Genomic DNA, 16,958 nt, shown 5'->3' with positions numbered 1-16,958 from the left:
CCTAACGCCGGCTCTTTCGCAGCGCCCTGGCGGCAGCGGCGGCGCTGGTGGCGGCGCTGGCGGCGGACGCCGGCGGCACCGGCGTCATCGAGGCCGCCGAGGCCATGGCCACGGCCGATGCGGGCGCGGATGCCGCGGCGGCGACTTGTGCCGGCGTGGCACCCGCCCGCACGGCCGCTGGCGCCGAAGCGCCGGACATCGGCGGCACCGGCAGGCCCGGCACATCGGCCACGGCACGCGGCTGGCCCAGCGGCGTCTGCGCCTGGCCTTTCTGCACCGCGGCCAGATCCGCCTCGTTCGGGTATTGGTTCATCAGCCAGTAGTCGAACACGCGGCGCGCGATCGGCGCGGCATTGACGCCGCCGAAGCCAGCGTTCTCCACCACCATGGCCAGCGCGATCTGCGGGTTCTGCGCCGGTGCGTACGCCATGTACAAGGCGTTGTCGCGGAAGCGCTCTGGCATGGTGTTGGCGTTGTATTTTTCGTTCTGCCCGATGGTCACGACCTGGGCCGTGCCGGTCTTGCCAGCCGACAGGTAACCCGCGCCCTTGAACGCCGTGGCGCCCGTGCCTTCGCTGGTCACCCCGGCCAGCGCACGCTGGATGACGGCGATGTTGGCCGGTTTGGCGCTGATCTCGGCCTTGATCTCGCGCAGGGTCTCCTTCGAGCTCCGCGTGACCACATCCACCACCTCCTTGACCAGGTGCGGCTTCATCTTCACGCCGTCGTTGGCGATGACGCTGGTGGCCAGCGCGAGCTGCAGCATGGTGAAGTTGTTGTAGCCCTGGCCGATGCCCAGCGAGATGGTTTCGCCGGCGTACCACTTCTGCTGCTCGGCGCGCTTGTAGGCGCGGCGTTTCCAGGCGGTGGACGGCAACACGCCTCGCACCTCGCCGTTGATGTCGATGCCGGTGAGTTCGCCGAAGCCGAACTTCACCATCTCGTCGTGCATCAGGTCCACGCCCATGTCGTTGGCCAGGATGTAGTAGTAGGTGTCGCACGACTGCACGATCGACTTGTACATGTCGACCACACCGTGACCGCCTTCCTTGTCGTCGCGGAAGCGGTGGCCGGCGAACATGAAGAAGCCGGGGTCGACGATGCTCTGCTGCGGCGTGCGCTTGCCGGTCTCGAGCGCGGCCAGCGCCATGAAGGGTTTGTAGGTCGAGCCCGGCGCATAGGTGCCGCGCAGGGCGCGGTTGAGCAGCGGCTTGTCCGGCGACTCGTTGAGCGCCTGCCAGCTCTCTGAATCGATGCCTTCGACGAACAGGTTCGGATCGAAGGTTGGCTTGCTCACGAAGGCCAGCACCTCGCCGGTCTTGGGATCGAGCGCGACGAGGGCACCACGGCGGTCGCCGAACAGGTCTTCCACGAGCTTCTGCAGCTTGATGTCGATCGACATGACCACGGTGTTGCCCGGCGTGGCCGGATTGCTCGCCAGTTTGCGCACCGCCCGGCCGCCGGCGGAGGTCTCGATCTCCTCCACGCCGGTGAGGCCGTGCAGCTGCGCCTCGTAACTCTGCTCGATGCCGAGCTTGCCGATGTATTCCGTGCCCTTGTAGTTGTCGGCGTCCTCCGAGTCATCGATGCGCGCCTTCTCGTTTTGGTTGATGCGGCCGATGTAGCCGATCACGTGGCTGGCGAGTTCGCCGTATGGGTAGCTGCGGAACAGCCGGGCCTTCACGTCCACGCCCGGAAAACGGTAGCGCTGCGCGGTGAAACGCGCCACCTCGACGTCGGTGAGCCGGGTGCGGATCGGCAAAGACTCGAAGTTGCGCGATTCCTCGACGAGTTTCTTGAAGCGGCGCCGATCCCGCGGCTGGATGTCGACCACGTGCGAGAGCTCTTCGATGACCTGCTCGAGGTCGGCCACCTTGCTGGGCGTGATCTCCAGCGTATAGGCGGAATAGTTGCTGGCCAACACCACGCCGTTGCGGTCCAGGATCAGGCCGCGGTTGGGCACCACCGGCACGATGGCCGTGCGGTTGTTCTCGGCCTGTTCGCTGAGGTCTTCGTGCCGCACCACCTGCAGATAGACCAGCCGCGCCACCACCACCGAAAACGCCAGCACCACGACCAGGCCGGCGACGAGCAGGCGCAGCCGGAAGCGCGCGAGTTCGGAAGCGTGGTCCTTGAGTTCGGTCATAGGGGCCGGGTCTTGTCCGGATCCGGCGCCATGCGTTGCGGCGCGAGCAGCAGCACGCTCATCACCGGCCAAAGCAAGGCTTCGATCACCGGCGCGAGCATGAAGCTCCAGCCGGGGAAGGTGCCGCTGCCGAGCATGCGCAACAGGAACTCGATGAAATGCGCCACGGCGAACAGCGGCAGCACCTGCATGGCCTGCGAAGGCATGCTGAACCACAGCAGCCGCCGATGCATGGCGATGGCCAGGAAACTCAGTACCGCGTACGACAGCGCGTGTTGCCCCAGGAGGCTGCTCTGGTGCACGTCCATGCACAGGCCGAACACGAAGGCGATGCCGATGCCCACGCGCTGCGGCTGGTGCACACTCCAGAACACCAGCAGCACGGCCAGCAGATCGGGCACCCAGGCCGCGCGGCCCCACAGGCCCATGTTGCCGGCCATGTTGACGAGCAGGGCCAGCACCAGGCTCAGGGCGATGAAGACAGGATTGGCCGGCAGCAGCAGCTGCTGCTGGCCCGGACGCATGATCATGCGGACCTCCCATTGGCGGGGCGTTGGATGGACTTCATTTGCGGGCCTTCTTCGGCGGGGGCACGACCGGCTCGGCGCGCGGCGGCGGCTCCGGCAACTGGGCCGTCATCGGCGCGAGCACCATCACATGGCGCGCGCTGCCCATGCGCGCGGCCGGCACGCAATAGACGCGCGCAAACGCCGAATCGGCGCGGCGTTCGATGCGCTCGATCCTGGCGACCAACAGCCCCGTGGGATAGACGCCGTCGACGCCGCTGGTGGTGAGCACGTCGCCCTCCTTGATATCGGAATTGCCGGCCATGAAGCGCAGCTCGAGCAGACCGCCGGAGGCCGAAGGTTCGCCGTAGGCCACGCTGCGCGCGCCGGTGCGGGTGTTGAGCACCGGCACGGCCTGGTCCCGGTCGATCAGCAGCGTGACTTCGCTGATCAGGGGATAGACGCGGGTGACCTGGCCCAGCACACCGGTTTCGTCGAGCACTGGCGAGCCGGCCACCACGCCCTGTGTCATGCCCTTGTCGATGATCACCTTGCGGGTGTAGGGATCGGCGGCGTCGTACAGCACCTCGGCGGCCTGGCCCGGCGAGGCGAGTTGCTGGCGCAGCTGCAGCAGGTCGCGCAGGCGGCGGTTTTCCAGCGTGAGCTGTTCGACCTGGCCGGCGCGCACCGACTGCGTGGCCAGCTTGCGCTCGGCGGCATCGGCGGCGGCCTGCGCCTTGGCCAGCGATTCGACATAGCTGCCGCCGCCCTGTACCAGCCGCACCGGCGCCAGGGCGGCCCATTGCACCGGGAATAGCGCCGTGGCCACGGCCGCGCGCAGCGGCTGCATCAGCTTGAAGCGTGCGTCGGCCACCATCAGGAAGACGGCCAGCGCGCTGAACACCATCAGCTTGGTCAGGGCCGAGGGGCCCTGCTTGAAAAACGGGGGGGGTGTCCTGTCCAGCGTACCGAGTGGCATCGCCGTACCTCTGGTTGAGACAAAAGGTTGACCGTAACGGCTTCGCTGCGAGGGCGTCGCACCGAGGCCGGTGACGGATTACTCGCTGGTAAAAATGGAGCCGCCGAGCCGCTCCATCCGTTCCAGGGCGATGCCGCAGCCGCGCACCACGCAGGTCAGCGGGTCTTCGGCCACCAGCACCGGCAGGCCGGTTTCCTCGGCCAGCAGGCGGTCCAGGTCGCGCAGCAGGGCGCCACCGCCGGTGAGCATCATGCCGCGCTCGGCGATGTCGGCACCGAGTTCGGGCGGGGTCTGTTCCAGCGCGTTCTTCACGGCAGCGACGATGTTGTTCAGCGGATCGGTCAGGGCCTCGAGGATTTCGTTGCTCGAGATCGTGAAGCTGCGCGGCACGCCTTCGGAGAGGTTGCGGCCCTTGACTTCCATTTCCTTGACCTCGGAGCCCGGAAACGCCGAGCCGATGTTCTTCTTGATGGCTTCGGCCGTGGGTTCGCCGATCAGCATGCCGTAGTTGCGGCGGATGTAGCTGATGATGGCTTCGTCGAACTTGTCGCCGCCCACCCGCACGCTGCCCTTGTAGACCATGCCGCCGAGCGAGATCACGCCGACCTCGGTGGTGCCGCCGCCGATGTCCACCACCATCGAGCCGCTGGGCTCGGAGACCGGCAGGCCGGCGCCGATGGCCGCGGCCATGGGTTCCTCGATCAGGTGCACGGCCGAGGCGCCGGCACCGAGGGCCGCATCGCGGATGGCGCGTTTTTCGACCTGGGTCGAACCGCAGGGCACGCAGATGATGATGCGCGGGCTGGGCCGCAGCATGCCGCGCGGGTGCACCATCTTGATGAACTGCTTGATCATCTGCTCGGTGATCACGAAATCGGCGATCACGCCGTCCTTCATCGGGCGGATCGCCTCGATGTTGCCGGGTACCTTGCCGAGCATGGCCTTGGCTTCCTTGCCCACGGCCTGGATCGTCTTCTTGCCCTGGGCGCCGCCCTCATGGCGGATGGCCACGACCGAAGGCTCGTCGAGCACGATGCCCTTGTCGCGCACGTAGATCAGGGTGTTGGCCGTGCCAAGGTCGATGGCCAGGTCGGTCGAAAAATACCGACGAAAAGCTCCAAACATGCAGAATCCTCTCGGGCATGACTGGCGCTTCGGCCGGCCATCGCCGCTGTAAAACGGGTCAAAATAGGGGTTTTCGGTGCCAATACGGGCGACTTCGCAGCCGTTGGACCAAAGGCGGGATAATACCGCACTCCCTGTGAATAACTACCTTGTGCTTGAGCCAGGGCTGACTTTTACCTGCGCTTAACACCCTCCCCGACGCACCTTCAACGCACTCGCCATGGCCCTCAATTCCCAAGAAATCGAGCGCATCGCCAATCTCGCACGGCTCGAACTGCAGCCTGCGGAAAGCGAACGCCTGCTGACCCAACTCAATGGCTTCTTCGACATCGTCGAACAGATGCGCGCGGTGGACACCACCGGCATCGAGCCCCTGGCCCATCCGGTGGCGGTGATGGAAGACATCACGCTGCGCCTGCGCGACGACGTGGTGAGCGAGCCCAACCAACGCGAGGCCAACCAGCAGACCGCGCCGGCCGTGGAACGCGGCCTGTTCCTTGTCCCCAAAGTGATCGAATAAGCCAGGCGTCATGACCACAGAATCGAACAAATCTCTTCACGACCTCGGCGTGGCCGAGATGGCCCGGCAACTGCGCGAGCACAAGTTTTCCGCCGTCGAAGCCGCACAACATTTCATGGCCCGCATGGCCGAGCAGGACCAACTCGGCGCGTTTCTGGCCACCGATGCCGAAGTCACGCTGCGCCAGGCCGCGGCAGCCGATGCGCGGCTCGCCGCCGGCAACGGTGGTGTGCTCGAAGGCGTGCCGATCGCCCACAAGGACATCTTCGTCACCAAGGATTTCCCCACCACGGCCGGCTCGAAGATGCTCGCCGGCTACCGTTCGTCCTTCGACGGCACCGTGGTCGCCAAACTCGCCGGGCATGGCGCGGTCACGCTGGGCAAGCTCAACTGCGACGAATTCGCCATGGGCTCGGCCAACGAGAACTCGGCCTTCCAACCCGCACTGAATCCCTGGGACACCAGCCGCATTCCAGGTGGCTCGTCCGGCGGCAGCGCGGTGGCCGTGGCCGCGCGCCTGGCGCCGGCCGTGACCGGCACCGACACCGGCGGCTCGATCCGCCAGCCGGCTTCGTTCTGCGGCATCACCGGCATCAAGCCAACCTACGGCCGCGCCTCGCGCTATGGCATGGTCGCGTTCGCGTCGAGCCTGGACCAGGCCGGCGTGATGGCGCGCAGCGCCGAGGACTGCGCGCTGCTGCTCGCCGCCATGTGCGGCCCGGACCTCGACCGCGACTCGACCTCGCTCGACGTGCCGGCGGAAAACTATTCACTGGCGCTGAACCAATCCATCGAAGGCCTGCGTATCGGCCTGCCCAAGGAGTTCTTCAACGCCGGCGTGTCGGCCGACGTGCGCACGGCGGTCGATGCGGCGCTCAAGGAATACGAGAAGCTCGGCGCCAAACTGGTGGAGATCTCGCTGCCACGCACCGAACTGTCGATCCCCGTGTACTACATCATCGCGCCGGCCGAGGCCAGCTCCAACCTCAGCCGCTTCGACGGCGTGAAGTTCGGCCATCGCGCGGCGCACTACACCGACCTGATCGACATGTACAAGAAGACCCGCGCCGAAGGCTTCGGCGACGAGGTCAAGCGCCGCATCATGATCGGCACCTATGTGCTGAGCCACGGCTACTACGACGCCTATTACCTGCAGGCGCAGAAGATCCGCCGCATGATCGCCGACGACTTCCAGCAGGCCTTCCAGCAGTGCGACGTGATCGCCGGCCCGGTGGCGCCCACCGTGGCGTGGAAGCTCGGCGACAAGTCGGACGACCCGGTCGCCAACTACCTGGCCGACATCTTCACCCTGCCCTCCTCGCTGGCCGGCCTGCCCGGCATGAGCGTACCGGCAGGCCTGGGGGCCGGCGGCATGCCCGTCGGCCTGCAGTTGATCGGCAATTACCTGAAGGAAGGCCAACTGCTGAACATGGCGCACCGCCTGCAGCAGGCCACCGACTTCCATCTGCGCCAACCGGCAGGGGCCAAGTAAAAAATGACGACCACAAGCAAAACAAGCAGCCTGCTGGTGCACGGCTACGAAGTCGTGATCGGCTTCGAGACCCATGCCCAGCTCTCCACGCAAAGCAAGATCTTCAGCCGCGCATCGACCGCTTTCGGCGCCGAGCCGAACACCCAGGCCTGCGCGGTCGACATCGCGCTGCCGGGCACGCTGCCGGTGATGAACAAGGGCGCCGTCGAACGTGCCATCCAGCTCGGCCTGGCGCTGGGCTCCACCATTGCGCCGCGCAGCGTGTTCGCACGCAAGAACTACTTCTACCCGGACCTACCCAAGGGCTACCAGATCAGCCAGTTCGAGATCCCCGTGGTGCAGGGCGGTGCGGTCGAGTTCTATCTGGGGGACGAAAAGAAGACCGTGCGCCTGGTGCGCGCGCATCTGGAAGAAGACGCCGGCAAGTCATTGCACGAGGACTTCGTGGGGCAGACCGGCATCGACCTGAACCGCGCGGGCACGCCGCTCTTGGAGATCGTGACCGAGCCCGACATGCGCTCCAGCGCCGAGGCCGTGGCCTATGCCAAGGAACTGCACAAGATCGTCACCTGGATCGGGATCTGCGACGGCAACATGCAGGAAGGCAGCTTCCGCTGCGACGCGAACGTGTCGGTGCGCAAGCCCGGCGAGCCTCTGGGCACGCGCCGCGAGATCAAGAACCTGAACAGCTTCAAGTTCATGCAGCAGGCCATCGACTACGAGGTGCGCTGGCAGATCGAGCAACTGGAAGACGGCCACGCCATCCAGCAGGCCACGGTGCTGTTCAACCCAGACACTGGCGAGACCCGCGCCATGCGCACCAAGGAAGACGCGGCGGACTACCGCTACTTCCCCGACCCGGACCTGCCGCCGCTGGTGGTGGCGCCGGAATGGGTGGAGCGTGTGCGCGCCGAGATGGCCGAGCTGCCGCGGGTGATGGCGGCGCGTTTCGTCAAGGACTATGGGCTGTCGGACTACGACGCCGCCTCGCTCACACAGAGCAAGGCGATGAGCGCGTATTTCGAAGCCGCGGCCAAGGCCAGCGGCCAGGCCAAGCTGGCCAGCAACTGGATCATGGGCGAGATCTCGCGCCGGCTCAATGCGGGCGAGCTGGACATCGCGCAGGCGCCCGTCGACGCCGGGCGCCTGGCGCAGATGCTCCAACGCATCGCCGATGGCACGATCTCCAACAGTGCGGCACGCCAGGTGTTCGACGTGTTGTGGACGGATGGCGGTGAAGTGGACACCATCATCGAGGCCAAGGGCCTGAAGCAGATGAACGACAGCGGTGCCCTGGAAGCCATCGTCGACGAAGTCATTGCGGCCAATGCAAAGAACGTGGAAGAGTACCGCGCCGGCAAGGACAAGGCCTTCAACGCGCTGGTCGGCCAGATCATGAAGGCCAGCAAGGGCAAGGCCAATCCGACGCAGGTCAACGAGTTGTTGAAGGCCCGCTTGGGCTAGCGCCCGCCCCTTTGCCCTGACATCCCGTTCGTCCTGAGCCCGTCGAAGGCCACTCCGTTCGTCCTGAGCCTGTCGAAGGATGGACGGCGACGGTGCGTCGACAGGCTCAGCACGAACGGGGTTGGGGGCTCAGCCTGAATACGCTCGGGCCCAGCCTCCTACGGAGGTAGAGACCCACCCAAAAACGGTGGGCGCTCAGCGTGCGCCGGCCCACAGCGGCTTGAGCCGCGCCAGTTCCTCGTCGAAACGGTCGTTCACGCGTTTCTTCTCCAGCGTCTGGTCGGCGATGAAGCGCTGCTGTGCGCGCACGCTGTCCTCGTGTTCGGCGATCTGGCGGCGCAGCTTCGGCGGGGCCTTGGCGGGGTCGTTCTTGTAGAACTCGAGTTCGGCGTTGATGGCCTCGTTCTGTTTGTCGAGTTCGGCCAGGCGCTTGTTGGCGGCGGCGATGACTTCGTCGACCTGCTTGAGCGCATCGGCGCGCTCCCGGTCGTGCGCGGCCTGGTCCTGGTAACGCATCAGCAACGCACGGTTGCGGCGGCGTTCCTCATTGACGCGCACCTTTTCCTCGGCATCCTTTTTCTGCTGGGCCTCGATGCGTTCGCGTTCGCTCGCGGTGAGCGACGGGCCGACACTGCGCTTCACCGTGCCGCTGGGGTTGAGCTCGTTCTGCTCGCGATCCAGGCACTCGGGAATCGGCCGGTCGGAAGTGAGTTTGTTGCCGCGCGCGTCGGTGCAGCGGTAGATGCTCTGCGCCAAGACCTGGCAAAGAAAGCCGCTGCAAACAAGCGCCGCCGCGCCATACCGAGTCCACCGAGTCACATAGTTCCTTGGTCCACACCGTAACGTTGTCGATAGGCCAAAACTGCGGCGTGGTGTGCGCCGAGGCCGTCCTTGCCATGAAGGGCCAGATACTGCAATAAATCGGCCAGCTTCGCAATCGCGCACACCTGCAGCCCCAGGGTATCACGCACATATTGCACCGCGCTGTGCGGCACATCCTGGCCGTTCTCGGTGGCCATCTCCTGCCGGTCGAGGGCGATGGCCACCGCATGCGCCGTGGCGCCAGCGGCCTGGATGATGGCAATCGATTCGCGCACCGCCGTGCCGGCAGACATCACGTCGTCCACGATCAGCACGCGGCCCTTGAGCGGCGCGCCGACCAGCGAGCCGCCTTCGCCATGCGCCTTGGCTTCCTTGCGGTTGTAGGCAAACGGCACGTTGCGGCCCAGCCGTGCCAGTTCGATGGCCACGGCCGCGCCCAAGGGAATGCCCTTGTAGGCCGGGCCGAACACCATGTCGAACTCGATGCCGCTGGCCAGCAGCCGCTTGGCATAGAAGGCGGCGAGCCGACCCAGCTTGGCGCCGTCGTCGAACAGGCCGGAATTGAAGAAATAGGGGCTCATGCGGCCGGCCTTGGTCTTGAACTCGCCAAAACGCAGCACGCCGGAATCAACGGAGAATTGCACGAATTCCTGGGCCAGCGCATCCTGCGCCGCGTCCGCTTTGTCCGTTTTGCCAACCATGGAGAAGTCCTTGTTCAAGTTAACCAGCCTCAATCTCAACGGCATCCGCTCCGCCACCACCAAGGGTGTCGAAGCCTGGATTGCCGCGACCGGCCCAGATTGTATTTGTGTCCAGGAAGTCAAGGCCCAGGCCGCCGACGTGCGCGGCCGCTTCGAACAACTGGCCGGCCTGCAGGGCCATTTCCACTTCGCCGAGAAGAAGGGGTATTCGGGCGTGGCCGTGTACAGCAAGCATGTGCCGAGCGAGGTCGTGACGGGCTATGGGTCGGCCGAATTCGACGCCGAAGGCCGGTATGTGGAGTTGCGCTTCGACACGCCGACGCGCAAGCTATCGGTCATCAGCTGCTATTTCCCCAGCGGCTCCTCGGGTGAACTGCGCCAGCAGGCCAAATTCCGCTTCCTCGCGGAGTTCCTGCCGCACCTGGCGCGGCTCAAGGCCACGCGTGAGTTCATCCTGTGCGGCGACGTGAACATCGCGCACCGCGAAATGGATCTGAAGAACTGGCGCAGCAACCAGAAGAACAGCGGCTTCCTGCCCGAGGAGCGCGCCTGGATGACCCACCTGCTGGCCCGTGCCGACCTCGACCCGCTGGCCGCCGACGGCCTGGGCCTGGTCGACGTCTACCGCCTGCTGCAACCCGACACCACCGACACCGCCTACACCTGGTGGAGCAACCGCGGCCAGGCGTATGCGAACAACGTGGGATGGCGGCTCGACTACCACCTGGCGACACCCGCCACGGCGGCGCTGGCGCGCAGCGAACACATCTACAAGGACGTGAAGTTCAGCGACCACGCACCGCTGACCGTCGAATACGACATGGTCATCTGAACACCAGGGGGGATGCCGTCAACCCAGCGCTGAGTCAGTCCTTGCTGAACGCCCGCGCTGCGGCGGCCGTGTCCAGCGCTTCTCGCAGCAGCTTGATCTTGCCGTTCTCTGCGATCAGCAGACCGGCGTAGGTCTGTTGATAGACCTTGCCCGTATCGACCACCAGCGCTTCGACAGAGTATTCCGCAAAGACCTTGTCGGGCGTTTCGATCCAGACTTTGAGGTTCTTGAAGCGGAAGTCGGGCACTTTGGCGAGGAGGCCGGTGAGCAGCATCTCGACGGCCGCTGGACCTTCCGCGTGCGCGTTCACTGTCGGCAGTTCAAGAACGCCGTTTTCCGAGAACTGCGCCGCAGACACTGCGGGTGTCTGTACGTTGTCGAGGTAGGCCTGAAGCAGTTGCAATGCGGTTTTCATGTTGGGTCCTTGTGAGGTCGGCTCAAACCTGAGCGAGGCCGCCATCGGCGAACAACTCGATGCCGGTGATGAACGACGAATCGTCGGAAGCAAGAAACACCGCGGCGTTGGCAACGTCGTCGGGTTGCCCGATGCGCCCGATCGGAATCTGCGAGGTCAGGTAATCGAGCAAGCCCTGCTGCTGGACTACGTCAGTCCCTGCGAGTTCGACCAGGCCTGGCGTGTGGATCGGACCGGGCGACAGGGTGTTGATGCGGATCGCGCGGCCTTTCAGGTCCAGCACCCAGCTGCGGGCGAGGTTGCGGACGGCGGCCTTGGTCGCGCTGTAGATGCTGAAGTTCGCCGTGCCCTTGATGCTTGTTGTCGAACCGGCCAGGATGACGGAAGCGCCGTTCGCCGCCTTCTCGAGCAAGGGCAGCGCCTTCTGCACCGTGAACACGACGGCCTTCACGTTGCGATGGAAAGTTTGATCGAAGTGCGCCTCGGTGATGGCGCCGAGCGCCAGCATCTCTCCGCCACCCGCGTTCGCATACAACACATCGAGGCGGCCGTGATGGGCCTGTACCGTGTCGTAGAGGCGATCCAGGTCGTCGAGCTTGGTCGAATCGGCCCGGACGCCGATCGCGTTCTGACCGATGGCGGCCACGGCCGCATCCAGCTCGGCCTGGCGACGGCCGGTGATGTAGACGAACGCGCCTTCCGACGCGAAGGCCTTCGCTGCCGCGAGGCCGATGCCGGTGGTGCCGCCGGTGACGATGGCGACTTTGCCCGAGAGTTTGTTGCCCATGAAATGCTCCAGTGGTTGATAAGGTGGTTGCAGTCTAGGTAATTCATGGCCATGGATAAAGATGAAAAATTTGACTTCTTATTTCATGGCTGTGAATAATTACCGCCATAAAAACCACCACTGCCCCCATGGACCAACTGCTTGCCCTGCGTGTATTTGTGCGGATTGCCGAGTCGGGCGCATTCTCGAAAGCCGCGGACTCGATGAACATTCCGCGCCCCACCGTGACCAAGCTGGTGCAGGACCTGGAACGCCACCTGGGCACCAAGCTGCTGCATCGGACGACACGGCGCATCAACGTCACGCCGGAGGGAACCGCCTATTACGAACGCGCCAAACATCTGATTGGCGAGCTCGAAGACATGGACGAGAACGCGGCCCGTGCACGGGCCAGGCCGCAAGGGCGCATTCGCATCGACGTGGGGTCCGTGCTGGCCAACATGATCCTGATTCCCGCCCTGCCGAGCTTTCGTGCGCGTTATCCGGACCTGCACGTCGATCTTGGTGTGAGCGACCGTCCGATCGACCTGATCGGCGAAGGCGTGGACTGTGCCATTCGCGGTGGCGCGCTGGTCGACACATCGCTGGTGGCGCGACGCATCGCCAACATGGATTGGGTCACCTGCGCGAGCCCGCTCTATCTAAAGGCGCGGGGCATCCCGAGTCACCCGCATGAACTGATGCCGCGCGCGGCTGATGCGACAGACAAGACACGTGTCCCGGGCCACGCCATCGCCGGTTACTTCTCGTCGCTCACCGGCAGAGCCTTCCCGCTCGAGTTCCACAAGGGCGGCGAGCAGGTGCTGGTGCACGGTCAGGTGGAGGTGGCGGTCAACGAAAGCACGGCCCACCTGAGCGCGCTGCTCGCTGGCGTCGGCATCGGGCAGGCGTTCAAGTTCATGGCGGCCCCTCACCTCGAAAGCGGCCGGCTCCGCACTGTGCTCGACGACTGGACCCGGCCGCGTCAACCCTTTCACGTGCTTTATGCGAGCAATCGGCATCTGGCCGCCAAGATCCGGCTGTTCGTCGATTGGGTGGCGGAGGTATTCGCGCCGTTCGACGACCAGTGAACGCACAGAAGGTTGACGAGCACCCCGTGCTGGCGGTCCGACGTGTGGCTTCGCAGTCGTTCAAGCCACGCTGCGCCGCGTCTTGCGCCCCGCTTTGCTGACTTCCTCGATCACATCGGCCAGGGTGTCGAAAGCCGGCCCGATCTTTTCATTGGGCACACAACCGTAACCCAGCAGCAGCCCCACCTGCGCCGCCTTGGCCACACTGTAATAGGCGCTCAGCGGCCGGGCGATGATGCCGCGTTCCATGGCCGTGCGGCACACGGCCCAGTCGTCGCGCAGGTGCGGCAGGCCCAGCACCAGGTGCAAGCCGGCCTCGTCGCCCATCACCGGCAGGGCGTCGCCGAAGCGGCGCTGCACGGCGGCGATCAGCAGGCTGCGCCGCTCGGCGTACAGGCCGCGCATGCGCCGAATGTGCGAATTCAGGTAGCCCTCGTCGATGAACTCCGCCAGCACCGCCTGTTGCATCAGCTGGCCCTCGCGGTACAGCTCGGCCAGGCCCAGCGAGAACAGGTCGGCCAGCGGCGCGGGCACGGCCATGTAGCCCACGCGCATCCCGGGAAACAGGGTCTTGCTGAAGCTGGAGAGGTAGATCACCTGGCCGTTGGTGTCCAGCCCCTGCAGCGAGGCCAGCGGCCGGATGCCGAAGCGGAATTCGCTGTCGTAGTCGTCCTCGATGATCCAGCAGTTGTGCTGGCGCGCGTACTCCAGCAGCATGCGCCGCCGCGCCAGGCTCATCACCATGCCCAGCGGGTATTGGTGCGAGGGCGTGCAGATGATCAGCCGGGGCGGCCTGGCCAGGTGCTTCGCGTCGGGGTTGATGCCTTCGCCATCGACCGGTATCGGCGTGAGCTTGAGCCCTGAAGACAGCAGGATGCCGCGCAGGCCCCAGTAGCACGGCTCCTCGATCCACACCTGGTCGCCCACGTCGCACAGCAGGCGCACCGCCAGGTCCACCGACTGGTGGATGCCGGTGGTGATGACGATCTGCTCGGGCTGGCAGTTGGCCGAGCGGGCCACGCGCAGGTGGTCGGCCAGCGCACGGCGCAGCGGCCGGTAGCCGCCACCCGGCGCATAGGTCATCAGCTCGGGCTTGGGGTTGCGCCAGATGCGGCTTTGCAGGCGGGTCCAGGCCTTGAGCGGGAACTCGGTCACATCGGGCACGCCAGGCATGAAGGCGCCCCACTGCTGCTTCGACACACCGCTGAGTTCGATGGTGCGTTTGCCGCGCGCCGACAGGCGATGGCGGTCGCGCACCGCACGCCGCGGCGCACCGGCCGAGCCTTCGTCCACACGGTCGGGCGAGGTGTCGGCCACGTAGGTGCCGCTTCCGCTCTGGGTCTCGACGTAGCCCTCGACCAGCAACTGCTCGTAGACCTGGATCACGGTGTTGCGCGCGATGGCAAGGTCGGCGCCCAGCGTGCGCGACGACGGCAGCTTGGCGCCGGCGGCCAGCCGGCCGGACAGGATGGCCTGCTGCAGCAGCCTGAAGAGTTGGCGGTAGGCCGGCTCCGGGGCATCGGTATCGAGGCGCTCGAGCAGCCAGTCGGACAGGATGGCATCCATGTTTCTTCCTCGCTAACCCTTAGAAAGTGGTTCCATGAAAAAGCGCTGAATGGTTCTTCAGTATAGGACCGAAAGTCCGCACACTCCGGCCACGCTTCAACGATCCAGCCGAACCGAGGACCATCCAGTGAACAACCAGACCCTGCAACAACGCAAGGATGCCGCCACCCCGCGCGGCGTGGGCGTGATGTGCAACTTCTACGCCGACCGCGCCGAGAACGCCGAACTGTGGGACGTGGAAGGCCGCCGCTACATCGACTTCGCCGCCGGCATCGCCGTGCTCAACACCGGCCATCGCCACCCCAAGGTGGTGGCCGCGATCCGCGCCCAGCTCGACCGCTTCACCCACACCGCCTACCAGATCGTGCCCTACGCCTCTTACGTGGAACTGGCCGAGCGCATCAACGCCATCACGCCCGGCAAGCACGCGAAGAAGACAGCGTTGTTCAGCACCGGCGCCGAGGCCGTGGAAAACGCCGTGAAGATCGCGCGCGCCGCCACCGGCCGGCCGGGCGTGATCGCCTTCGGCGGCGGCTTCCACGGCCGCACCATGCTGGGCATGGCGCTGACGGGCAAGGTGGCGCCCTACAAGGTCGGCTTCGGCCCTTTTCCGAGCGACATCTACCACCTGCCCTTTCCGAACGCACTGCACGGCGTGACGGTGGATGCCGCGCTCAAGGCGCTGCAGCAGTTGTTCAAGGCCGACATCGACCCGACGCGGGTGGCCGCCGTCATCATCGAGCCGGTGCAGGGCGAAGGCGGCTTCTACATGGTGCCGCCCGAATTCATGCGCGAACTGCGCAAGGTGTGCGACACGCATGGCATCCTGCTGATCGCCGACGAGGTGCAGACCGGCTTCGCACGCACCGGCCGGCTGTTCGCCATGGAGCATTACGACGTGTTGCCCGACCTGATGACGCTGGCCAAGAGCCTGGCCGGCGGCATGCCGCTGTCGGCCGTGTGCGGCCGCGCCGAGATCATGGACGCGGCCCAGCCCGGCGGCCTGGGCGGCACCTATGCGGGCAATCCGCTGGCGGTGGCGGCGGCGCATGCGGTGCTGGATGTCATCACGCAGGAGCAACTGGCCGAGCGTGCCCAGGGCCTGGGCGAGAAGCTCAAGGCGCGGCTCCATCGCATCCGCAAGGACGTGCCGCAGATCAGCGACGTGCGCGGGCCGGGCGGCATGGTCGCGGTGGAGTTCAACCGTCCCGCCGACGGCGAACCCGACGTGGATTTCCTGAAGAAGGTGCAGTCGCATGCATTGGGCCACGGCCTGCTGCTGCTCAGCTGCGGCACCTATGGCAATGTCATCCGTTTCCTGTTTCCATTGACGATCCAGGACGCCGTCTTCGACGAGGCGCTGGACATCCTGGAAGGCGCGCTGCGCCAGGCCTGAAGCGATCACCCGAAGGAGTTCCCATGCCTACCGACAAAGACATCCTGGTCAGTTTCCGCGGTGTGAAGAAGACCTACGACGGCGAGAACCTGGTCGTGAAACAACTCGACCTGGACATCTACCGCGGCGAGTTCCTCACCCTGCTCGGCCCCTCCGGCTCGGGCAAGACCACCTGCCTGATGATGCTGGCCGGCTTCGAATTCCCCACCAGCGGCGAGATCCGGCTGGACGGCAAGCTGCTCAACCGCGTGCCGCCGCACAAGCGCAACATCGGCATGGTGTTCCAGAACTACGCGCTGTTCCCGCACATGACGGTGGCGCAGAACGTGGGCTACCCGCTGCAGGTGCGCGGCGTGAGCGGCGAGGCGCGGCAGCGCCAGGTCCGCGAGGCGCTGGCGATGGTGCGCATGGAGGCCTTCGGCGAACGTTTCCCGGCGCAGCTCTCCGGCGGCCAGCAGCAGCGCATCGCCCTGGCCCGCGCGCTGGTGTTCAAGCCGCAGCTGGTGCTGATGGACGAACCGCTCGGCGCACTCGACAAGCAACTGCGCGAACACATGCAGCTCGAGCTCAAGGCCCTGCACCGCCAGCTCGGCGTGACCTTCGTCTACGTGACGCACGACCAGGGCGAGGCGCTCACCATGTCCGACCGCGTGGCCGTGTTCGACCAGGGCCTCATCCAGCAGCTCGACCCCGTGGGCGCCTTGTACGAGACACCGGGCAACGCCTTCGTGGCCAGCTTCATCGGCGACAGCAACCGGCTGCAGGGCCAGATCGGCCTGCGCGAAGGTGATCGCTGCACGCTGAATCTTCCGGGCGGCCACGTGCTGCGCGGCGTGCGCGTTGGCGAGGCCACGCCCGGCCAGGCGGCCACGGCCAGCATCCGCCCCGAACGCATGCGCCTGGTGGATGCGAGCGATGCCGCCAAAGCCGCGGACGCCGGCAACGTGCTGCGCGGCCACGCCGCCGGCGTCATCTACTTCGGCGACCACGTGCGCCTGCAATGCGACTTCACCGAGCAGCCGCAATGCTTCGTCAAGGTGCCGCTCGACACACCCGCGCTGGCCAGCCTGGCACCGGGTCAGCCCGTCGCGCTGGCCTTCGAGCCCGAGCATCTGCGCATCTTTTCCTGATTCCTTC

16 protein-coding genes are annotated in these 16,958 nt (G+C 65.9%); 7 read left to right on the top strand and 9 right to left on the bottom strand.

Translation table 11 applies throughout. From position 1 onward, the window contains the following. Position 1: 1 nt before the first annotated feature. The 4 genes from mrdA to RD110_RS01360 all read right to left on the bottom strand — a co-directional run bounded on the left by mrdA (position 2) and on the right by RD110_RS01360 (position 4,756). The gene (gene mrdA, locus RD110_RS01375) at positions 2-2,146 is read right to left on the bottom strand and encodes a penicillin-binding protein 2 (protein ID WP_076195974.1); all 2,145 of its coding nucleotides are present in this window, start codon (positions 2,144-2,146) and stop codon (positions 2-4) included. Continuing rightward, complete coding sequence (gene mreD, locus RD110_RS01370) at positions 2,143-2,676, bottom strand: rod shape-determining protein MreD (RefSeq protein WP_076195972.1); 534 nt, start codon at positions 2,674-2,676, stop codon at positions 2,143-2,145. The genes mrdA and mreD overlap by 4 nt, the downstream gene beginning before the upstream one ends. 34 nt (positions 2,677-2,710) lie before the next feature. Next, positions 2,711-3,631 carry a rod shape-determining protein MreC gene (gene mreC, locus RD110_RS01365; protein WP_076195970.1) on the bottom strand — a complete coding sequence of 307 codons (921 nt, stop codon included), beginning with the start codon at positions 3,629-3,631 and terminating at the stop codon, positions 2,711-2,713. A 78-nt stretch (positions 3,632-3,709) separates the two neighbouring features. After that, positions 3,710-4,756, bottom strand: a complete 1,047-nt coding sequence (locus RD110_RS01360) for a rod shape-determining protein (protein WP_076195968.1) — start codon at positions 4,754-4,756, stop codon at positions 3,710-3,712. A gap of 220 nt (positions 4,757-4,976) precedes the next feature. On the opposite strand from RD110_RS01360, the gene gatC reads away from it, so the two are divergent. From gatC to gatB, 3 genes are read left to right on the top strand one after another with little or no spacing between them, the layout of a single operon-like run. Continuing rightward, positions 4,977-5,276, top strand: coding sequence for an Asp-tRNA(Asn)/Glu-tRNA(Gln) amidotransferase subunit GatC (gatC, locus tag RD110_RS01355; RefSeq protein WP_076195966.1), 300 nt, complete (start codon positions 4,977-4,979; stop codon positions 5,274-5,276). Between the two features lie 10 nt (positions 5,277-5,286). Next, positions 5,287-6,768, top strand: a complete 1,482-nt coding sequence (gene gatA, locus RD110_RS01350; protein WP_076195964.1) for an Asp-tRNA(Asn)/Glu-tRNA(Gln) amidotransferase subunit GatA — start codon at positions 5,287-5,289, stop codon at positions 6,766-6,768. A 3-nt stretch (positions 6,769-6,771) separates the two neighbouring features. Then, positions 6,772-8,232 (top strand): Asp-tRNA(Asn)/Glu-tRNA(Gln) amidotransferase subunit GatB, encoded by a 1,461-nt coding sequence (gene gatB, locus RD110_RS01345; protein WP_076195962.1) that lies wholly within the window; start codon positions 6,772-6,774, stop codon positions 8,230-8,232. Positions 8,233-8,427: 195 nt separating this feature from the next. Here gatB and RD110_RS01340 read toward each other — a convergent pair whose 3' ends face one another. Then, a complete protein-coding gene (locus RD110_RS01340) occupies positions 8,428-8,988 on the bottom strand; it encodes a DUF4124 domain-containing protein (RefSeq protein ID WP_076195960.1) in 561 nt (186 codons plus the stop codon). A 59-nt stretch (positions 8,989-9,047) separates the two neighbouring features. Then, on the bottom strand, positions 9,048-9,755 hold the full coding sequence (pyrE, locus tag RD110_RS01335; RefSeq protein WP_076195957.1) for an orotate phosphoribosyltransferase: 708 nt from the start codon (positions 9,753-9,755) through the stop codon (positions 9,048-9,050). Between the two features lie 10 nt (positions 9,756-9,765). Here pyrE and RD110_RS01330 point away from each other — a divergent pair, with 10 nt between their 5' ends. Then, positions 9,766-10,587 carry an exodeoxyribonuclease III gene (locus RD110_RS01330; protein WP_076204214.1) on the top strand — a complete coding sequence of 274 codons (822 nt, stop codon included), beginning with the start codon at positions 9,766-9,768 and terminating at the stop codon, positions 10,585-10,587. Between the two features lie 34 nt (positions 10,588-10,621). Here the strand turns inward: RD110_RS01330 and RD110_RS01325 are convergent, their stop codons facing one another. Together RD110_RS01325 and RD110_RS01320 are read right to left on the bottom strand one after the other, a co-directional pair. Beyond that, positions 10,622-11,002, bottom strand: a complete 381-nt coding sequence (locus tag RD110_RS01325) for a nuclear transport factor 2 family protein (protein WP_076195955.1) — start codon at positions 11,000-11,002, stop codon at positions 10,622-10,624. Between the two features lie 22 nt (positions 11,003-11,024). Next, complete coding sequence (locus RD110_RS01320) at positions 11,025-11,789, bottom strand: SDR family NAD(P)-dependent oxidoreductase (protein WP_076195953.1); 765 nt, start codon at positions 11,787-11,789, stop codon at positions 11,025-11,027. A 128-nt stretch (positions 11,790-11,917) separates the two neighbouring features. On the opposite strand from RD110_RS01320, the gene RD110_RS01315 reads away from it, so the two are divergent. Beyond that, the gene (locus tag RD110_RS01315) at positions 11,918-12,859 is read left to right on the top strand and encodes a LysR substrate-binding domain-containing protein (protein WP_076195951.1); all 942 of its coding nucleotides are present in this window, start codon (positions 11,918-11,920) and stop codon (positions 12,857-12,859) included. Positions 12,860-12,919: 60 nt separating this feature from the next. On the opposite strand, the gene pdxR is transcribed toward RD110_RS01315, so the two are convergent. Then, positions 12,920-14,425, bottom strand: a complete 1,506-nt coding sequence (gene pdxR, locus RD110_RS01310; protein ID WP_076195949.1) for a MocR-like pyridoxine biosynthesis transcription factor PdxR — start codon at positions 14,423-14,425, stop codon at positions 12,920-12,922. A 127-nt stretch (positions 14,426-14,552) separates the two neighbouring features. Here pdxR and RD110_RS01305 point away from each other — a divergent pair, with 127 nt between their 5' ends. Next, positions 14,553-15,821 carry a 4-aminobutyrate--2-oxoglutarate transaminase gene (locus tag RD110_RS01305; RefSeq protein WP_076195947.1) on the top strand — a complete coding sequence of 423 codons (1,269 nt, stop codon included), beginning with the start codon at positions 14,553-14,555 and terminating at the stop codon, positions 15,819-15,821. Between the two features lie 23 nt (positions 15,822-15,844). Beyond that, positions 15,845-16,951 (top strand): ABC transporter ATP-binding protein, encoded by a 1,107-nt coding sequence (locus RD110_RS01300; RefSeq protein WP_076195945.1) that lies wholly within the window; start codon positions 15,845-15,847, stop codon positions 16,949-16,951. Positions 16,952-16,958: the final 7 nt, after the last annotated feature.

The organism is Rhodoferax koreense (assembly GCF_001955695.1).
Classification (GTDB): Bacteria; Pseudomonadota; Gammaproteobacteria; order Burkholderiales; family Burkholderiaceae_C; genus Rhodoferax_B; species Rhodoferax_B koreensis.
The sequence above is the reverse complement of the archived record's forward strand: the minus strand, read 5'-3'. Positions and strand labels throughout refer to the sequence as shown.

Coding starts and splice junctions, on each gene's coding strand:
- RD110_RS01300 (WP_076195945.1), top strand. CDS start 15,845: ATGCCTACCGACAAAGACATCCTGGTCAGTTTCCGCGGTGTGAAGAAG.
- gatC (WP_076195966.1), top strand. CDS start 4,977: ATGGCCCTCAATTCCCAAGAAATCGAGCGCATCGCCAATCTCGCACGG.
- pdxR (WP_076195949.1), bottom strand. CDS start 14,425: ATGGATGCCATCCTGTCCGACTGGCTGCTCGAGCGCCTCGATACCGAT.
- gatA (WP_076195964.1), top strand. CDS start 5,287: ATGACCACAGAATCGAACAAATCTCTTCACGACCTCGGCGTGGCCGAG.
- RD110_RS01315 (WP_076195951.1), top strand. CDS start 11,918: ATGGACCAACTGCTTGCCCTGCGTGTATTTGTGCGGATTGCCGAGTCG.
- gatB (WP_076195962.1), top strand. CDS start 6,772: ATGACGACCACAAGCAAAACAAGCAGCCTGCTGGTGCACGGCTACGAA.
- mrdA (WP_076195974.1), bottom strand. CDS start 2,146: ATGACCGAACTCAAGGACCACGCTTCCGAACTCGCGCGCTTCCGGCTG.
- RD110_RS01325 (WP_076195955.1), bottom strand. CDS start 11,002: ATGAAAACCGCATTGCAACTGCTTCAGGCCTACCTCGACAACGTACAG.
- RD110_RS01320 (WP_076195953.1), bottom strand. CDS start 11,789: ATGGGCAACAAACTCTCGGGCAAAGTCGCCATCGTCACCGGCGGCACC.
- pyrE (WP_076195957.1), bottom strand. CDS start 9,755: ATGGTTGGCAAAACGGACAAAGCGGACGCGGCGCAGGATGCGCTGGCC.
- mreC (WP_076195970.1), bottom strand. CDS start 3,631: ATGCCACTCGGTACGCTGGACAGGACACCCCCCCCGTTTTTCAAGCAG.
- mreD (WP_076195972.1), bottom strand. CDS start 2,676: ATGATCATGCGTCCGGGCCAGCAGCAGCTGCTGCTGCCGGCCAATCCT.
- RD110_RS01360 (WP_076195968.1), bottom strand. CDS start 4,756: ATGTTTGGAGCTTTTCGTCGGTATTTTTCGACCGACCTGGCCATCGAC.